This window comes from Nocardia sp. CA-290969, assembly GCF_050936135.1.
Classification (GTDB): Bacteria; Actinomycetota; Actinomycetes; order Mycobacteriales; family Mycobacteriaceae; genus Nocardia.
This window is the reverse complement of record NZ_JBNJNJ010000001.1, coordinates 2247143-2264397: the sequence shown is the minus strand read 5'-3', so window position 1 is coordinate 2264397 and position 17255 is coordinate 2247143. Positions and strand designations below refer to the sequence as shown.

The 17255-nt window shown below is 68.1% G+C and carries 15 protein-coding genes; 10 read left to right on the top strand and 5 right to left on the bottom strand.

Annotated features, from left to right (window positions below):
- The first annotated feature begins 15 nt into the window (after window positions 1-15).
- From ACQEVO_RS10570 to ACQEVO_RS10535, 8 genes are all read left to right on the top strand, one after another.
- On the top strand, window positions 16-411 hold the full coding sequence (locus ACQEVO_RS10570; RefSeq protein ID WP_432911575.1) for a BlaI/MecI/CopY family transcriptional regulator: 396 nt from the start codon (window positions 16-18) through the stop codon (window positions 409-411).
- 38 nt (window positions 412-449) lie between these two features.
- Window positions 450-1388, top strand: coding sequence for a M56 family metallopeptidase (locus ACQEVO_RS10565; RefSeq protein WP_432911573.1), 939 nt, complete (start codon window positions 450-452; stop codon window positions 1386-1388).
- Window positions 1381-2715 carry a DEAD/DEAH box helicase gene (locus ACQEVO_RS10560; protein WP_432911570.1) on the top strand — a complete coding sequence of 445 codons (1335 nt, stop codon included), beginning with the start codon at window positions 1381-1383 and terminating at the stop codon, window positions 2713-2715. The genes ACQEVO_RS10565 and ACQEVO_RS10560 overlap by 8 nt, the downstream gene beginning before the upstream one ends.
- Before the next feature lie 620 nt (window positions 2716-3335).
- Window positions 3336-4772 (top strand): GuaB1 family IMP dehydrogenase-related protein, encoded by a 1437-nt coding sequence (locus ACQEVO_RS10555; RefSeq protein WP_432911568.1) that lies wholly within the window; start codon window positions 3336-3338, stop codon window positions 4770-4772.
- A 260-nt stretch (window positions 4773-5032) separates the two neighbouring features.
- Window positions 5033-6427 carry a hemolysin family protein gene (locus tag ACQEVO_RS10550; protein ID WP_432911566.1) on the top strand — a complete coding sequence of 465 codons (1395 nt, stop codon included), beginning with the start codon at window positions 5033-5035 and terminating at the stop codon, window positions 6425-6427.
- Entirely contained in the window at window positions 6420-7487 is a 1068-nt protein-coding gene (locus tag ACQEVO_RS10545) for a hemolysin family protein (RefSeq protein WP_432911563.1), read from the top strand. Before ACQEVO_RS10550 ends, ACQEVO_RS10545 begins: the two co-directional genes overlap by 8 nt.
- Complete coding sequence (locus ACQEVO_RS10540) at window positions 7484-8437, top strand: 3-methyladenine DNA glycosylase (RefSeq protein WP_432911560.1); 954 nt, start codon at window positions 7484-7486, stop codon at window positions 8435-8437. The genes ACQEVO_RS10545 and ACQEVO_RS10540 overlap by 4 nt, the downstream gene beginning before the upstream one ends.
- A 72-nt stretch (window positions 8438-8509) precedes the next feature.
- Window positions 8510-10087 carry an LVIVD repeat-containing protein gene (locus tag ACQEVO_RS10535; RefSeq protein ID WP_432911557.1) on the top strand — a complete coding sequence of 526 codons (1578 nt, stop codon included), beginning with the start codon at window positions 8510-8512 and terminating at the stop codon, window positions 10085-10087.
- 295 nt (window positions 10088-10382) lie between these two features.
- Here ACQEVO_RS10535 and ACQEVO_RS10530 read toward each other — a convergent pair whose 3' ends face one another.
- The 5 genes from ACQEVO_RS10530 to ACQEVO_RS10510 all read right to left on the bottom strand — a co-directional run bounded on the left by ACQEVO_RS10530 (window position 10383) and on the right by ACQEVO_RS10510 (window position 15961).
- Window positions 10383-11225 (bottom strand): MHYT domain-containing protein, encoded by an 843-nt coding sequence (locus tag ACQEVO_RS10530; protein ID WP_432911555.1) that lies wholly within the window; start codon window positions 11223-11225, stop codon window positions 10383-10385.
- Window positions 11226-11383: 158 nt separating this feature from the next.
- The gene (locus ACQEVO_RS10525) at window positions 11384-13078 is read right to left on the bottom strand and encodes a hydrogenase maturation protein (RefSeq protein ID WP_432911552.1); all 1695 of its coding nucleotides are present in this window, start codon (window positions 13076-13078) and stop codon (window positions 11384-11386) included.
- Window positions 13079-13834: 756 nt separating this feature from the next.
- Entirely contained in the window at window positions 13835-14842 is a 1008-nt protein-coding gene (locus tag ACQEVO_RS10520; protein WP_432911549.1) for an aldo/keto reductase, read from the bottom strand.
- Window positions 14843-14883: 41 nt separating this feature from the next.
- The gene (locus ACQEVO_RS10515; protein WP_432911546.1) at window positions 14884-15342 is read right to left on the bottom strand and encodes a MaoC family dehydratase; all 459 of its coding nucleotides are present in this window, start codon (window positions 15340-15342) and stop codon (window positions 14884-14886) included.
- A gap of 58 nt (window positions 15343-15400) precedes the next feature.
- A complete protein-coding gene (locus ACQEVO_RS10510; protein ID WP_432911543.1) occupies window positions 15401-15961 on the bottom strand; it encodes a PaaI family thioesterase in 561 nt (186 codons plus the stop codon).
- 57 nt (window positions 15962-16018) lie between these two features.
- Here ACQEVO_RS10510 and ACQEVO_RS10505 point away from each other — a divergent pair, with 57 nt between their 5' ends.
- Both ACQEVO_RS10505 and ACQEVO_RS10500 read left to right on the top strand, forming a co-directional pair.
- The gene (locus tag ACQEVO_RS10505) at window positions 16019-16534 is read left to right on the top strand and encodes a MarR family winged helix-turn-helix transcriptional regulator (protein WP_432911541.1); all 516 of its coding nucleotides are present in this window, start codon (window positions 16019-16021) and stop codon (window positions 16532-16534) included.
- 485 nt (window positions 16535-17019) lie between these two features.
- Window positions 17020-17232, top strand: a complete 213-nt coding sequence (locus ACQEVO_RS10500) for a hypothetical protein (RefSeq protein WP_432911539.1) — start codon at window positions 17020-17022, stop codon at window positions 17230-17232.
- Window positions 17233-17255 lie beyond the last annotated feature (23 nt).

Sequence of the window (17255 nt, the reverse complement as noted above, 5' to 3'; positions counted from 1 at the left end):
TCGTAAAATCGAGAGATGGCTGGACTTGGTGAACTCGAGAAAGCGGTTATGGACCAGTTGTGGTCCGCCGATGAACCACAAACGGTCCGACAGGTGCACGAAGCCCTGTCGGCACGCCGCGAACTCGCGTACACCACGGTGATGACGGTGCTGCAGCGGCTGGCGAAGAAGAATCTCGTGGTGCAGCGGCGCGACGATCGCGCGCACCGGTACGCTCCGGTACACAGCCGCGACGAGCTGGTGGCCGGACTCATGATGGATGCGCTGCAGCAAGCCGACGAGGCCGGCAGCCGGGCAGCGGCCCTGGTGCATTTCGTGGAGCAGGTCGGCAAGGACGAAGCCGCGGCGCTGGCCCTGCGGGATGCGCTCGCTAAGCTCGAAGACACCGAGGACACCGCACCGCCGCAGTGAGCTCGGACCCTGGCCCCACAACGCAGTGAGCAGAGTCGATGAACGCAGCAGCACCGGCCTTCGCCGTACTTGCCTTGCTTCTCGCCGGTCCCGTCCCGGAGGCGCTCAGTCGCGCGACCTGGACCTACCGCGTACCGCGTGCCGCGCTCGTTCTCTGGCAGGCCATCGCGCTGGCCGCCGTGCTCAGTGCCTTCAGTTCCGGGCTGGCCATCGCCGCCGAACTGCTGGTCCCCGGCCCCGACGGCCGGCCCACCACCAAGCCCACCGATGAAATCGATGCGCTCGGGCTACCGCTGTGGCTGGCCTACGTCTCGGTCTTCATGCTCACCCTGCTGATCGGTGCGCGGCTCATCTACGCCTCGATCCGGGTCGGGATCCATACCCGGCGGCGGCGGGCCAAGCACCGCATGCTGGTGGACCTGCTCGACCAGAGCGGCCCGGTGCGCCGCGCCGCCGATATCCGGGTGCTCTCGGCCGCCGAACCCATCGCCTACTGTCTGCCGGGCCTGCGGCGCCGCGTGGTGGTGAGCGCGGGCACCCTGGACAACCTCACCGAACAGGAGCTGACCGCCATCCTCAGCCACGAGCGGTCGCATCTGCGGGCCCGCCACGATCTCGTGCTCGAGGCGTTCACCGCCGCGCACGAGGCCTTCCCCCGGTTCGTCCGCAGCAAATCGGCGCTGGATTCGGTGAAACTGCTCATCGAACTGCTCGCCGACGATTCCGCGGTGAAGGTGACCGGCCCCAAACCGCTGGCCCGGGCGCTGGTCGCCTGTTCGAAGTCCACGGCACCGCAGGGCGCACTGGCCGTGGGCGGGCCCAGCACCCTCATCCGGATCCAGCGACTGGCCGGTCCGCTCGGGGATATGCGCCTGGCCGGCGCCGCCTATCTCGCCTCGATCGCGATCCTGGTGGTGCCGACCCAGGCCGTGGCGATCCCCTGGCTGGTCGAGCTGAGCCGGCTCTTCCGTGGCTGAACCCCCCTCGTCGCCTCCGCAGCCCTCGAACGCCGGACGTCCGGCCCCCAGACCGCCGTTCGCGGACCTCGGCCTGCCGGTGCTCACCGTCCAGGCGCTGCGCCGCGAAGGCTTCACCGACCCCCGGCCCATCCAGGATGCCGCAATCCCAGACGCCCTGGCCGGCCGCGATGTGCTGGGCCGCGCCCCGACCGGTTCGGGAAAGACGCTGGCCTTCGGCCTGCCGATGCTCGCCAGGCTCGCCGGGCGGCCCGCGATACCTCGTGCGCCGCGCGGTCTCGTGCTGGCCCCGACCCGCGAACTCGCGCTGCAGATCGAACGTGCCCTGGAACCCTTCGCCCTGGGCCTGCGGCTGGGTACCGCGGTCGGTGGCCTGCCCACGGCCCGGCAGGCCGAGAAACTGCTGCGCGGGGTCGATCTGCTGATCGCGACCCCCGGCCGGCTCACCGACCTGGTCGAACAGGGGGCGGCCGTCCTGGATTCGGTCCAGGTCACCGTGCTCGACGAGGCCGACCATATGGCCGATTTCGGTTTCCTGCCGCAGGTCCGCCGGTTGCTCGACGCCACCCCCGCCGACGGCCAGCGACTGCTGTTCTCGGCGACTCTCGACGACGACTCCGTCCAGGATCTCGTCCGGCACTACCTGCGAAATCCCGTCACCCACAGCGTCGCGCCCGAACCCGCGGCGGCCGTCGCGGTTCATCATCTGCTGTTCGTCGATACCGCGGACAAGCCCGCGGTGCTCGCGCGGATCGCTGCCCGCGAGGGACGCACCCTGATGTTCGTGCGCACCCAGTACGGTGCCGAGAAACTCACCCGCCGGCTGCGCGACGAGGGCATCGCGGTCGCGGCCCTGCACGGCGGCAAGGCACAGAACCGCCGGCTGCGCACCCTCGCCGCGTTCGCCGACGGCGCGGTCTCGACCCTGGTCGCCACCGATATCGCCGCCCGCGGAATCCACGTCGACGCGGTATCACTGGTGGTCCACGCCGACCCGCCCACCTCCCCCAAGGACTACGTTCACCGCGCCGGGCGGACCGCCCGCGCCGGAGCGGCCGGCACGGTCGTCACCGTGGTAACCCCCGATCAGCGCGCCGAGGTCAGCGCGCTGATACAGGCCGCGGAGGTGGAAACGGTGACGCACTCGGTGCGCCCGGCAGACCGGCAACTTCAGCAACTCACCGGGGCGCGGGCACCCGCTGTGACGCCGGCCGCGGCGCAGCCCGCCGCCCGTGATCGCGTACGGCCGCCCCGCGGCTCCGGGCAACCACGCCGCGTTTCCGGCAGCGCCCCCGCGCGCCGGCCACATCGGCGCCGGGCCAGGTAACCACCGTCCACCCGACCGAATGGACCGACGCGCATCGGCGCCAGACCAGGGAGCTACCGGCCGGCCGAGCCAATTGGACCGACCCGCATCGGCGCCGGGGCCACCTCCCGCGGACCGATCTTCCGGCCCTCGGCCCGGCGATGCCGACGGGTATCTCCCGGCATCCGTCCAGCGGGAGCCCGGCCGCCCGGCCGAGGCCCGGGATGATGCAGACGCCGGCGGATCTCGCCTTCGGTGGCACCCGTGCGGTTCACCGGCGGATTTCCCGGCTCGGCGCCCAGCGGCTGAACCGAGGAGCCCCGTGGACCGGCGCCCGGTCGTCCTCCCGGAGATCCGATCCGTGCGTAGTGGGTACCGGTGAACGCCGGTTCCCCACACCTGGCCCGGACCCTGCACACCCGCGCGGCGTGGCGGCTTTCACCGCGGCACGGAACCGCCCGGCCACCGGCCACTACACACCGCCCCGCGACAACGCATGTCCGGCGACCCGCGCCCGCAGACCACCCCGCCACCCGCGCCAGCACCATCCGCGGCCTGCACCCGACACACCGGTCGGCGGGGCCCGAGGTCGCCGCGGGTGATGCGCCCGCCACCGGCCGCTGCCCATTACCATGGGTGCAGTGCAGTTTCTCCCCGGGCAAACCCCGCCGTACGACCTGACCTACAACGACGTCTTCCTGGTTCCGAACCGCACCGATATCGCGTCCCGGTTCGATGTGGACCTCACGACGTCCGACGGCTCCGGCACCACCATCCCCTTGGTGGTCGCGAATATGACCGCGGTGGCCGGCCGGCGGATGGCCGAAACCGTGGCCCGCCGCGGTGGGATCGTGGTGCTGCCACAGGATCTGCCCAACAACGCGGCCGCGGACACCATCGCCTTCGTCAAGAGCCGCTCGCTGCTCGCGGATACCGCGGTGACCCTCACCCGCGACGATTCGGTATCCGACGCCATGGCGCTCATCCACAAACGGGCGCACGGTGCGGCCGTCGTCGTCGACGAAGGTCGTCCCGTCGGTGTGGTCACCGAGGCCGCGTGCGCCGATGTCGACCGCTTCGCCCGGTTGCACGAGGTCGCGACCACCGATTTCGTCACCGCACCGGCCACCGCCGAACCGTCCTATATCTTCGACCGGCTCGAGGCCGCGCACGCCGATCTGGCGGTGCTGCTCGCGGCCGACGGAACCCTCGCGGGCGTGCTGACCCGGACCGGCGCGGTCCGGCACGGGATCTACACACCGGCCGTCGATCAGGACGGCCGGTTGCGTATCGCGGCGGCCGTCGGGATCAACGGGGATGTCCCGGCCAAGGCCAAGGCGCTGGTGCATGCCGGCGCGGATGTGCTGGTGGTCGATACCGCGCACGGGCACCAGGTGAAGATGCTGGAAACCCTGCGCGCCATCCGCGACCTGGGTCTCGGTGTGCCACTGGTGGCCGGTAACACCGTCTCCGCCCAGGGCACCCGCGACCTGATCGAGGCCGGCGCCGATATCGTCAAGGTCGGCGTCGGGCCAGGCGCCATGTGCACCACCCGGATGATGACCGGTGTCGGCCGCCCGCAGTTCTCCGCGGTGGCCGAATGCGCGGCCGCGGCCCGCGACCTCGGCGCCCATGTGTGGGCCGACGGCGGTGTCCGGCACCCGCGCGATGTCGCGCTGGCCCTCGCCGCGGGCGCGTCGAATGTGATGATCGGGTCGTGGTTCGCCGGAACCTACGAGTCGCCCGGTGATCTGCGGGTGGACCGGGACGGCAACGCCTACAAAGAGAGCTTCGGCATGGCCTCCAAACGCGCGGTGGCCGCACGCACAAGCGCCGACCGCGGCTACGACCGTGCCCGTAAGGCCCTGTTCGAGGAGGGCATCTCCAGTTCCCGGATGCTGCTCGATCCGGAACGGCCCGGTGTGGAGGACCTGATCGACCACATCTGCTCCGGCGTGCGCAGTGCCTGCACGTATGCCGGTGCGGCGAACCTCACCGAGTTCCATGAACGCGCGGTACTCGGGGTCCAGTCGGCGGCGGGTTTCGCCGAGGGGCGGCCGTTACCCGGCGGTTGGTGAGCCGCCCGTTCTCCGCGTCGCCGATACCGGCCCGTGCAACCACATGCACGGGCCGGTACCATGAGGTGCGTCGGCCCCTTGCCGGCCCTTGATCATCCGGGACGAAAGGAACCAGTTGTCACCCGCGTCCGAGGGCGCCACTCAGGAGGGCTCATCTATCGAGCCGGGTGACAGACCCGGCGTCCCCCTCCGCACCACCCTCCACCGACCTCCCGCTCATCCGGCCACGCTGATGCCGATGCCCGCCGGGGGGTGGTGATATGTCCGTCGTACTCACCGTCGCCGGCCTGATCGGGTTCGTGGCACTCACCGCGGGCACCGCGCTGTTCGTGGCGGCCGAATTCTCCCTCACCGCGCTGGAACGCAGCACCGTCGAATCGCACGCCCGGGAGGGTGATGTGCGGGCCCGCGCGGTCCGCACGGCGCATCGCACCCTGTCGTTCCAGTTGTCCGGCGCCCAGCTCGGAATCACCATCACCACGCTGATCACCGGTTATATCGCCGAACCGGTGCTGGCCCGGTTACTGGCGCCGCTGTTCGGCGTGGTCGGCATCCCGGATTCCGCGGCGACCGGTATCTCGCTGGTCCTGGCCCTGATCCTGGCGACCTCGCTGTCGATGATCTACGGCGAACTCGTGCCGAAGAACATCGCGATCGCCGCCCCCTTGGCTACCGCACGCGCCACCGCGGGACCCATGGTGGCCTTCTCGGCGGTGTTCAAGCCGATGATCCAGTTCCTCAACGGCTCGGCGAACTGGGCGGTGCGCCGATTCGGCGTGGAACCGGCCGAGGAACTCCGTTCCGCGCGGTCGCCGCAGGAACTCGGCTCGCTGGTTCGCACCTCGGCCCAGCACGGCGCGCTCGACCAGCGCACCGCCCAGATCCTGGACCGATCGCTGCAGTTCGGGGCCCGCAGCGCCGAGGAATTGATGACGCCCCGGGTCAAGATCGAGGCGCTGGACCGCACCGACACCATCGGTGATCTACTGGCCGCCGCCGCCCGTACCGGATACTCCCGGTTCCCGGTGATCGACGGCGATCTGGACAACACCCTGGGCGTAGTGCACGTCAAACAGGCCTTCACCTACCCCGCGCGCACCCGGGCCGGTGTGGGACTTGCGCAGATCGCGCAACCCGTGCCCGTGGTGCCCGCCAGCCTGGACGGCGACGAGGTACTGGAACGGGTGCGCGCCGACGGTATGCAGGTCGCGCTGGTCGTCGACGAATACGGCGGCACCGCGGGCCTGGTGACCATGGAGGACATCATCGAGGAGATCCTCGGCGATGTCCGCGACGAACACGACGAAGAGGAACGCGATGTCCGCCGGGTCTCCGACGGCTGGGATTGTTCCGGGCTGCTCCGCATCGACGAGGTCTCCCGGGCCACCGGATACCAGGCCCCCGAGGGCGAGTACGAAACCCTGGGCGGTCTGGTGCTGACGAGGCTCGGCCGTATCCCGGTGGCCGGCGATATCGTCGTGCTGCCACAGCGGCGCGGACACGACCGGCGCCACGTGGACGGCCCGGGCGGCTGGCTCGCGCGGGTGGAGCGGATGGACGGCCGGCGCGTGGACCGGGTCCGGCTGGTGCCGGTGGACGACCGCTCGCTCGAACGGGAACAACAGCCGGCCGGACGGGAGTACCACCATGGGTGATCTGCTCGCCGTCGCACTGACCGTGCTGCTGCTGGCCGGTAACGCTTTCTTCGTCGCGGCCGAGTTCGCGCTGATCTCCGCCCGGCGCGACCGCCTCGAAGCGCTCGCCGCCCAGGGTAAACGCAATGCCGATACGGTTATCCGGGCCGGGCAGAACCTGTCGATGATGCTGGCCGCCGCGCAGCTGGGCATCACCATCTGCTCGATCCTGCTGGGCCGGGTCGGCGAGCCCGCGGTCGCCCATCTGCTGGAATACCCCTTCGAACTGGCCGGCCTGCCGGAATCGCTGCTGCACCCGGTGTCGTTCGTGGTGGCGCTGACCATCGTGGTGATCCTGCACATCCTGCTGGGCGAGATGATCCCGAAGAACATCGCGCTGGCGGGCCCGGAACGCAGCGCCCTGCTGCTGGTACCGATGCACCTGGCCTGGCTGCGGATCGCCCGGCCGCTCATCGCGGTCTACAACTTCGCGGCCAACGCGACACTGCGGATGCTGCGAATCGAGCCGAAGGACGAACTCGAAGCCACCGTCTCGAGCGACGAACTCGCCGAGATGATCGGCGAATCCCGGTCCGAGGGCCTGCTCGACGAGGAGGAGCACCGCCGTCTCACCCAGGCGCTGGGCACCGGCGAACGGTTCGTGGCCGAGGTCATGGTCCCGCTGCACCGGATGCGCACCGTCCCGCTGCGCGGGCCGGGCGGTACGACCCTCGGCGATATCGAGAGCGCGGTCGCCGAAACCGGGTTCTCCCGTTACCCGGTGCGGGCCGCCGACGGTTCGCTGGTCGGGTATCTGCACGTCAAGGATGTGCTGGACAAGGTGTCCGACGAATCGGCCGGCCCGAACACCGAGATTCCGCGCACCGATATCCGGCCCCTGCCGACTGTGCTGCTGGGCACCACCCTGTACGAGGCGCTGGCCCGGCTGCGGCGCACCAGCAGCCATCTGGGCCGGGTGGTCGACGCGCGCGGTAATACGGCCGGCATCGTCGCATTGGAGGATCTGGTCGAGCAATTCGTCGGGACCGTACGCGATGCCACGCACCGGGTGGCCGAATGACGGTGGAGATGGACCGCCGGGTCCTCGCCGAATCGGACTGGCGGACCCGCGCCGCGGCGCATCGGCGGCGGCTGGACGAACTCGCCGGTGACTTCCTGCGCCGCCGCGCCGAGGGCGAGAAGCATCCGGTACTCGATTTCCTGTTCACCTATTACGGGCACAAACCCGCGCAACTCCGGCGCTGGCACCCCGGATTCGGTATCGCCCTGGCTGGGGCGCACGAGTACACCGGATCGCGCGGTTACCACCGGCTCGACACGGACGACGGCGCAACCGGCCCGGTGGTCACCGCCGATCCGCGGTTCCTGCGTGCCCGCGCCGAAACCGTGTCCTATATCGCCGACCTGCTGCGGGCCACCGCGTCCCGGCCCGCCCAGTTGTCGTGCTTCGGCCTGCACGAATGGGCGATGGTGTACCGCAGCGGGGAGGTGCGCCACGCCGGTGTCCCGCTGCGGCTCGGCGCCGCCGGAACCGATGCCGTGGTGGAATCGATGCCGGTGCGCTGCACTCATTTCGACGCGTTCCGCTTCTTCACCCCGCCCGCCGTCGCCCGCAACGCTCGCCGGCTCACGCGCGACGATCAACTGCACACCGAACAACCCGGCTGCCTGCACGCGAATATGGATCTGTACAAGTGGGGTTTCAAACTCGCTCCGCTGCTCTGCTCGGATCTGCTGCTGGACTGTTTCGCCCTGGCCCGCGACGCCCGCGAACTGGATATGCGGGCCAGCCCGTACGATCTGCGGGACTACGGATACGAGCCGGTGCCGATCGAAACTCCCGCCGGGCGGGCCGATTACGTCCGCGCACAGGCCGGGCTCGCCGAACGCGCCGCGGTGCTGCGCCGCCGCCTGCTGGACGACTGCGAATCGTTGCTGGTCGCGCTGGACCGACCGGCTCGTTTCACCGATTCGACTCCAGCTCGCGCCCCGAATCGCTACCATCACTGAACAATTCCGGGATGTGTCCCAAAACATGCCCCGGCGGGTCGGACGAGGCAGCTCGGGAAACGTGAGGATGCAATGGGGCGTCCCTTCGGCGAACTACATCGGGCCCGGGCACTTGCCCTGGGCGCGGTGGCCGTGGTCACCGCGATCATGCTGCCGGGCAGTGCCGCGGCGGATCTGCAATCCGAGATCCAGAACGAGGTCCGGGAGTTCCTCGACGTCGGCCGTACCGCGGCCCCCCGGGCGGACTGCGGGCCGGGGTCGATGCCCGAACCCGGCTTGCAGGGCGATGTTCCGGCCGCCGACCGTGACAGCGGGCGCAGTACCCAGGGGTACCGCTGCAATATGTCCATGGTCGGGCAGTTCGCCGGCCGCGGCGCCGGGATCACCTCCACGAGTTTCGAACACTGCGCGTACATGGGGACCTTCTTCCCCGGTAATCTGCTGCACCAGAACGGCGGGGTGCAGGTACTGGATGTCTCCGACCCCGCGCACCCGCGCCCGACCGTCACCCTGAACGAACCGGCCATGGTGGCCGGTACCTGGGAGAGCCTGAAGGTCAATGCCCGGCGCAAACTGCTGGTGGGCACCGGGGTTCCGCTACTCGTCGGCGCCGGATATCTCTCCGTCTACGATATTTCCGATTGCGCGCATCCGCGGCTGCTGAATCCGGGCCCCGGAACGAATCTCGGGATGCCGCTGCCGATCACCACCCACGAGGGCGGGTTCTCCCCCGACGGCAACACCTACTGGGCCTCCGGTATCACGCCCGGGTTCCTCAGCGCGGTCGATCTCACCGACCCGGCGAACCCGCGGGTCGTCTGGCAGGGACTCACCGGTCTCACCGCGCACGGCTTCGGAGTGAGCCCCGACGGAAACCGCCTCTATCTGTCGGCGCTCAGCGGGGTCACGGTGCTGGATGTCAGCGCCGTCCAGCGGCGCGACCCGAATCCGCAGGTCCATCACCTCGGGCGGATGTTCTGGTCCGACGGCTGGGCCACCCAGCACAGCATTCCGGTCACCTACGACGGAAAACCCCATATCTACACCGTCGACGAAGGCGGTTCCGGCGGCGTGAAATTGATCGACGTCTCCGAGGACGCGAACCCGAAGGTCGTCGCCAAGGTGAAACTGGAGATCAACCTTCCGCAGCACATGGACAGCAATATCGCCTCGTCCATGGGTGGTTCGATCTTCGCCTACGAATCGCATTACTGCGCAGCCGATCGCCCGGCGAACCCGACGGCGCTGGCCTGCGGCTGGATCTCGTCCGGGATCCGGGTCTTCGATATCCGCGATCCGCATGCCATCCGGGAGATCGCCTATTTCAACCCACCGGCCCGCACAGGTCGCAACCTCGAACTGGTCAATTCACCGCATGCCCTTGCCTCGCTGCTCGGTATCCCGGCGATGACCGCGCCGAGTGCGGCGCGGGCGGTGCTCGAGGGCCAGTTCGATCCCTCCCAGGCGCTGTCCGGCCGCACCGGCAAACTCGCGTTCGGCGATGTTTCCACCGACTGGTGCCTGTCACCGCCGGAATGGCGCGGTAACGACCTCTATGTCACCTGCTCCGACAACGGTTTCATGGTTCTGCACGTCGACGAATCGGTGTATTCGCCCCCCGGCGACCAGCAGTCGGTGGTCGGTTCCTGACTTCCGGTGGCCTGCCGCCGGCGCGAAAACGTGGAGCCCGGACGCATCGGCGTCCGGGCTCCACGTATCGGGTCGGCTAGCGACTCACAGCGGCGGGAATCCCGCCGAGCCGGTCGACGCCCAGGTCCAGAAATCCCCGATGCGCATCACGATCAATGCGGCGATATCGAGCACGGTACTACCCATCCAGCCAATCCTCACATCAGTTTGCAGATACGGCGGCCCAGGATAGGGCCTTCCGGCAGCACAGGACAACCGGCCGGCGGCCGGACTGTCACCGCTGCGACATCCCAGGCTAGTGGTCGGCGGGCAGCCGCGGCCACTGACGGCCACTATGCGCCAAGGTCGCCGGGTCGGTGGAGTGGAACGTGTCGGACACTTCCGCTTCGGTGGCCGGCCCGGCCGCCACGGCGACACTGCGCACTTCCAGTTCGGCCACCCCGACCAGTACCACCAGGCCCACGACGACCAGCGCGACCGTGGTGAGCAGCGGGGTCAGCAGCTCGACCGGCGCGACGCCCTCGGGGAGCCCGTGATGTTCCCCGTGGTGAGCGCTCATGGACGCCATCCCGGTGTAATGCATACCGCACACCGCGACACCCATGATCAGCGCCGCGCCGACGGTATTGCCCCAGCCTTGGACGTGCAGCATGAACCACAGCGCCGCGGTCGCGGCGACCACCGCGATCGCGATCGAGAGCAGGACCAGGCCGGTGCTGTATTGCATGGTGACGCCGGTGTTCATCGCCGCCATACCCAGGTAGTGCATGGCTGCCACGCCGAGGCCGGTGATCGCCCCGCCGAGCGGTAGCGCGATCACCTCCCGGTGCCCGCGGACGACGATCGAGAGCCCGACCAGCACCACCAGGATCGCGATGGCGGCGCTGAGCAGGGTCATCGGCATGTCGTAACGGATGCTCGTACCGTCGATGGCGAATCCGAGCATCGCCGTGAAATGCATGACCCAGATACCGGCGCCGCCCAGGGCGATCGCGGCCGCGATCAGCCAGCCGTAGGCCGGCTGTGCCGTCCGGGCGCGCACCGCACAGCGCAGGCCGAGGACAGAACCGATGAAGGACATCACATAGGCAAGGACAGGAGTCACCCAGCCGCTGCTGAAGTGCTCGAGATGTAGCACGTCTCTCTACTCCGCTTTAATAGTCGATTTCCGAACCACGGCCCCGTGGACAGTAGTTCGACGCACCCGAAGCCGGTTGCAAAGTAAAAATTTCACCCCAGTGGGCTATACCGCCGCCAGTCGATGTCACAACTGGGCTACCGCGCGCAGCGCGGTGATCAGGCCAGCAGGTACGCGGGGGTGGCCGGAGGCGCCACGTTGTAGACGAAGTTTCGCCGCAACTGGTGGTAGGGCTCGCCCTCGGCGTAGAAGTTCCGGCGCATATGCGCCAGTTCCTCGGCCCGGTACTCGGCCAGCGGTTTGACCGCTTCGTCCGCTTCCCGCTGCTGTTTCTTGGCGGTCAACCGGCTCTCCAGCTCCGGCGCGTCGGCGAGCATCGTCGCCTCGCGGCGTACCCAGTCCCGGAATTCCGCGGTGCCGCCCGCCGCGACCCGGTCGACCAAGCCGATCTCCGCCGCCGAGCCGGCGCTCAAGGGCAGCGTCGCGCGGGTCAGCCGATCGGCCTCGGCCGCACCCACGCGGCGCGGCAGCGAATACGTCCAATACTCCGAGCCGTACAGTCCCATCAGACGGTAGTGCGGGTTGAGCACCACCGATTCCCGGCACCACACCTCGTCGGCGGCGAGCGCGAGCATGACGCCACCGGCCGCGGCGTTCCCGGCCAGCGCCGAGATCACCAGTTTGTCCGTCGTGGTGAGGATCGCTTCGACGAGGTCGTTCATCGCGGTGATGTTGCGCCACGATTCCTCGGCCGGATCCTCGGCGGCCTCGATGACGTTCAGATGGATTCCGTTGGAGAAGAAGTCACGCGCCGGACCGAGTACCAGGGCGCGGGTCGGCCGGGCGCTCGCCTGCCGGTAGGCCGCGAGCAGCCGGCGGCACTGCCCGGTACTCATCGCACCACCGGCGAAGGCGAATTCCAGGTAGCCCACCGAACCCTGCTCGTAATACTGCAGCTCCGACCAGGTGTCGCGCAGCGCCGCCTCGGCCGGGGTGACCGGGGCATCCGGGATACCGGCGGGCAGATCGGACCCGAGCGCGTCGACGGCGGGACGTTTGAACGTGGCCGGCCCGCCGGGTGTCCGGCGGCGGCGCAGCTGCGGCAGCCACACCGCGCCGTCCACGGTGGCCCGGCAGATCGCGCCGTCGCGGGTGGCGATCACCGCGCCCGGAATCCCGCGGAGGCGATCCTCGCGATGACCGCCGTGCAGGAAGTACTCCCGGCCGTACAGCTCGTCCAGCACCCCCGGCTGGGAATCGGCGGCGCGGAGTTTGCGCAGGACCGTGGCGGTATCGTCGGCCGCCCAGTCGATCCGGCGGTACTGCTGGGAATGGTAGGGGCGCAGTTGCCCCCGGACGTCGGGCCGGCGGTAGTCCAGTGGTTCGGGTTCGAAGACGCCGCCGGCGAACCGGTCCACCGCCAGCAGGACCGCCGCGACCGCCGCGTCGGAGACCTCGTTGCGGTACAGCTCGCTCTTTCCGCAGGCCGCCACGGGGAACGGGACCGACGCCCAGATGGGACCCGCGTCCATTTCCGCGACCGCCTGCAGCACCGTCACACCCCATTCGCGGGCACCCGTGCTGATCGCCCAGTCGAGTGAGGAGGGCCCCCGGTCGCCCTTCGGGCCGGGATGCACGATCAGCACGGTGTATTCGGTCCAGATATCTTCCGGGATGGCGGTGGTCAGCATGGGCGCCAGGATGAGGTCGGGCCGGAAATGCGCGACCCGGGCCCGCAGCAGATCGTCACCGAGCGCCAGCTCGACCCCCACTTCGTGCCCGCGACCGCGTAATTCGGTGTGCACGCGCTGGGTGAGACTGTTGAATGCGCTGGCTACGAGCAAGACGCGCAAGGTTTTTCCTCCATCGGGTGGGATCCGGCCGATCCCAAAGTAATGTTTCGGTTCCCGACAAAGCTAACCGCCCGGGCCCGGCTGCGCAGTCCGGGGTGATTCCGGTGACATTCGTACGCCCGGCGGTATCTCTCGACGGCACAGTATCTTCCGGTGCCCGGACACGACGCCGCCCCCGACCTGGAGTGGTCGGGGCAGCGTGATCCATGGGGAACCGGGAAACTGGTGCTGACCGTTCCGACCAAGCCGACGTGACTGGACACGCCGGCGAGCGCGGCAAGCGCGGTGACCGGTGAGCAGGCGCCAACCGGCGAGCAGGTCGCCGACCGCGAGGATAACCGCACGCTGTGCAGACCGATCTTGTACATCGACTCGGGCTGCTCCTGCGCCGCCAATAGGTGCGCGGTGAGCCGGCCGGTCATGTCCTGCATGTCGTCGAGAGCCGATGCGAGCAGCAATTTCTCCGTCTTGAAAACGGTCAGTGGCGGCAACGGTGGTTTCGCGGATGGCATTTGTGAGATGAGTGAACGCGCCGCCGTGGTCACGCGCGATCTTGCGGAGAAAGAAGTCCTGCCCGGTTCCAACGCCGCGGAGATCGTGCGGCAGCACAAACCGGCCGGAGCACCGATAAACATTTCATTGCAACGCAAGAACATCGCCGAGCACATCGAGAGGAAGTTCGGTGCGCGCCCTGGCGATACTCGGCATCGCAGTGAGGAACGGTCCCACGCTCTCGGACAGCTGCGCACCCAGGGCTCAGGCGATGATCCGGGTGAGGTCGTCGGCGCCCCAGGGAACGGGCGTCCTGGTCGGTGCCGAAGGGACATGACCACTGACAGAATCGAGGCGGCTGATCTGCTCGGACGAAAGCTCGAGCGACAGGGAACCGAGGTTGTCGGCGAGCTGAGTCACCGAGCGCGGCCCGATGATCGGAACCGCGCCATGCGTACCCGCCCAGGCAATAGCGACTTGACCTGCGCTGACGTCCAGTTCGTCGGCGATGGCAAGTACCGTGTCGAGGATCTGCGTGCGCTGCGCCGAGTTCTCCGGCTGGAACACCCGACCACCGAGGCCCTCTGCGCGACCCTTCTCGCCCTTTCGGTACTTGCCGGTCAGCATGCCACCGCCCAGAGGCGACCAGGTGACGACGCCGAGGCCCAGTGCATGCGACGCCGGGAACAGGTCGGCCTCGGGCTCACGATGAACCAAGCTGTGCTGGAACTGCGCGGCCGCGATAGGTACTGCGCGAGTGAGTTCCGCCAGGGTGACCGCGCGGGCGAGACGCCAGGCGGGGAAATTCGAGAGCCCCGCGTAGAGAATTTTGCCCGCGCGCGCCAGCTCTTCGAAGCCACGAACGATTTCCTCGATGGGCGTGACACCGTCGGGATGGTGCGCCCAGTAGATGTCGATCCGATCCGTTTTGAGTCGTTTCAGGCTCGCCTCCACCGAGGCCACCATCGCCTTGCGGCTGTTGCCGGTGACCAGCCGATCGGCATCGGGAACAGCGCCGTTGGTGAACTTCGTGGCCAGAACAAAGTTCTCGCGCCGCCCATCCAGCAGGGTGCCGAGCAGTTCTTCGGACTGGCCGAACTGATAGGCGTCCGCCGTGTCGATGAAGTTGCCACCGGCGTCGGCATAGGCGTTGAAGATCGCCTTGCTGATATCAGGATCGGCGCCGTGGCCCCAGCCGGTGCCGAAATTGCCCGTACCGAGCGCTACCTGCGAAACCCGCAGGCCGGTCTTGCCGAATACCGTGTATTTCATTCTTCGCTCCATTGACGAATGTTTCGCACCGCAACCTGCACCTACTCCGGGCGGCGCGGAACGACAATATTGCCCACGGATATCTGGACGATCTCCTCGCTCTGGTTCAGCGTGTTCGTGCGCAGCTTGACCAGTCCCCGCTCCGGCTGTGACTTCGACGACCGCACGTCTAGCACTTCGCTTTCCACGCGCAACTCGTCGCCGGGTCGCACCGGAAGCGGCCAGCGCAATTCATCGAAGCCTGCGCCGACGATCCCGCCGACGGGCTTGAATTCGCTGTCCACAAGCAGCCGCATCGTGATGGCTGCGGTATGCCAGCCGCTCGCGGCCAGACCTCGGAAGATCGAGGCGCCCGCCACGCCTTCGTCCAGGTGAAAGGGCTGGGGATCGAACTCGGAGGCAAACGCCTTGACGCGGTCGGCCTCGATACGAATGCGGGAGTTCCCAGCGAATCGCTGTCCCGGTACGAAGTCATCCAGGTAATAGAGGGTCATCGCCATCCCTTCTGCACCGCCACAGGTGCCGATCGGTGCTCCGGCTCGGGTGTAGTTGACGATGTCATGCCTTGCCCTCGAAAACTCCCGGGGTGTTTGCAGGATGGTCGAAAACAAGACACGTCGTAGTGGCGTGCGCGTAAAGTTTTCCGTCCGGACCGACGATCCGGCCCTCGGCCGTTGCGACTTGACGTCCGGGATGGACCACCTTGCCCTCGGCCCGGACCAGGGGCACCGCGTCGGTCAACGGGCGCAGCATATTGACCTTCAGCTCCAGCGTGGTGTAGCCCTTGCCGGCAGGCAAGGTGGAGTGCACCGCACAGCCGACCGCTGAGTCGAGCAACGTGGCGAACCAGCCGCCGTGCACTGACCCCAGAGGGTTGTAGTGCCGCCGCTGAGGACGACCCTGGAACACGGCGACGCCAGGCTCCATATGGATCGGCACGAAGTCGAGCGTCTCGCCGATGGGCGCCGGCGGCAATTCACCGGCAAAGATCGCAGCGAGAACTTCCATGCCCGTGCGGCCGAAGATCTGCGCCCTCGGCGCCGCATCCGGGGCCCGCAGGCGGGCGCGGACAGCTTCCTCTTCCGCGCTCCATCGGGCGACGACCGTATCGACTTCCATCAGCAACCCTTCCCGCACATATTTGTATATGCAATATTTGCATATACAATCTATCAGGTGGAGACCGCCATCGGGGCGCAGGAATGCACCAACCTGAAACTTCGCCAGCTCACCCGCATGGTGACCCGGCACTACGACCACTACATCGCCCGGTCAGGGTTGAAGAACACGCAATACGCACTGCTCTCATACGTCGTCAGGCTTGGCCCCATTCGTCCGAGCGATCTGGCCAAGCGTATGCAGATGGATGCGTCGACGTTGACACGCAACATGCAGCCGCTCGTGACTCAGGGATGGCTGAATATCGGCGTCGGACAGGATGCGCGCAGCCGTCTCGTCGAAGCGACCGAGGCCGGGCACGCGAAGCGAGCCGAAGGACGGCGCGCCTGGCAGGAGGCACAGACAGCACTCAACGAACAGCTTGGAACGAAACGCGTTGCCGCGTTGCACGAGCTACTCGATTCGTGCATCGAATGCCTCGAGAACAATCCCGAAAGCACCACGGGAAGCAGTACCGATCCGCGAGACAGCACGGATCGCAACGAACATTCAGGCCCGCGCCAGCAGCACTGACCGGTTCCTGAGAGGACGTACCGGAACAGGTCCAAGACGGTGTTGACGGAGTCCCATTACGCATATTGACCGAGCACCGGTCGGCGGGCGACCGGTGGGGTTCATACCCCAGCCGTGCGGGCGTCTCATCGTTGAGCGCGGTTTCGAGGACGGGTTTTGGTGCGCTTCTGGAGCAGCCCCTCGGGCCCGGTCAAGGACCGACCTGCTCCTCGGCAATCCGGACCAACTCCGCCGCCGCCGGCTGCCCGGCCGAAGACTCGGCCTTCTTCTTCGCCACGGCATCAAGTGTCGTCATTACGGCACCTGCCCGCCGACCGACTGGTCAGCGAATCAGGCCGGAAACACCGAAAACTCGCCTCCGGCCCGCTTTCGGTGGCGGCTGTGAGGTGACGGCGGCACGGTAGCCCGGTGGCTGAGGTGAGTGTCGGTCCCGACGTGGTCTTTTCAGGATCGATGCGATTCTGCGTATACACATGGTCGACCCCATGCAGATGCACGCCTCGACGACGCGGATCGACGCCGTCCCTGCCACTATCAGCGTAGACTTCGACGGCCGAGTTCTCGCAGGTGTACTTTTGATGAACCGGTACGGCAGGACTGCCGACCTCAGCCTGGCGTTCATCCGGTTGATCGTGTTGCGAGGCACCTTCATGGATCGCAGCGCGCTCTTTTGGCTGGCCGGCCTCAGCTTCTCGTGAGTGGAACCGGGCGATCTGCACGG

Excerpts from the sequence above, each read along its gene's own strand:
- ACQEVO_RS10550 (WP_432911566.1), top strand. The coding sequence starts at position 5,033 with ATGTCCGTCGTACTCACCGTCGCCGGCCTGATCGGGTTCGTGGCACTC.
- ACQEVO_RS10500 (WP_432911539.1), top strand. The coding sequence starts at position 17,020 with ATGCAGATGCACGCCTCGACGACGCGGATCGACGCCGTCCCTGCCACT.
- ACQEVO_RS10515 (WP_432911546.1), bottom strand. The coding sequence starts at position 15,342 with ATGGCGATGACCCTCTATTACCTGGATGACTTCGTACCGGGACAGCGA.
- ACQEVO_RS10570 (WP_432911575.1), top strand. The coding sequence starts at position 16 with ATGGCTGGACTTGGTGAACTCGAGAAAGCGGTTATGGACCAGTTGTGG.
- ACQEVO_RS10535 (WP_432911557.1), top strand. The coding sequence starts at position 8,510 with ATGGGGCGTCCCTTCGGCGAACTACATCGGGCCCGGGCACTTGCCCTG.
- ACQEVO_RS10565 (WP_432911573.1), top strand. The coding sequence starts at position 450 with ATGAACGCAGCAGCACCGGCCTTCGCCGTACTTGCCTTGCTTCTCGCC.
- ACQEVO_RS10545 (WP_432911563.1), top strand. The coding sequence starts at position 6,420 with ATGGGTGATCTGCTCGCCGTCGCACTGACCGTGCTGCTGCTGGCCGGT.
- ACQEVO_RS10510 (WP_432911543.1), bottom strand. The coding sequence starts at position 15,961 with ATGGAAGTCGATACGGTCGTCGCCCGATGGAGCGCGGAAGAGGAAGCT.
- ACQEVO_RS10540 (WP_432911560.1), top strand. The coding sequence starts at position 7,484 with ATGACGGTGGAGATGGACCGCCGGGTCCTCGCCGAATCGGACTGGCGG.
- ACQEVO_RS10520 (WP_432911549.1), bottom strand. The coding sequence starts at position 14,842 with ATGAAATACACGGTATTCGGCAAGACCGGCCTGCGGGTTTCGCAGGTA.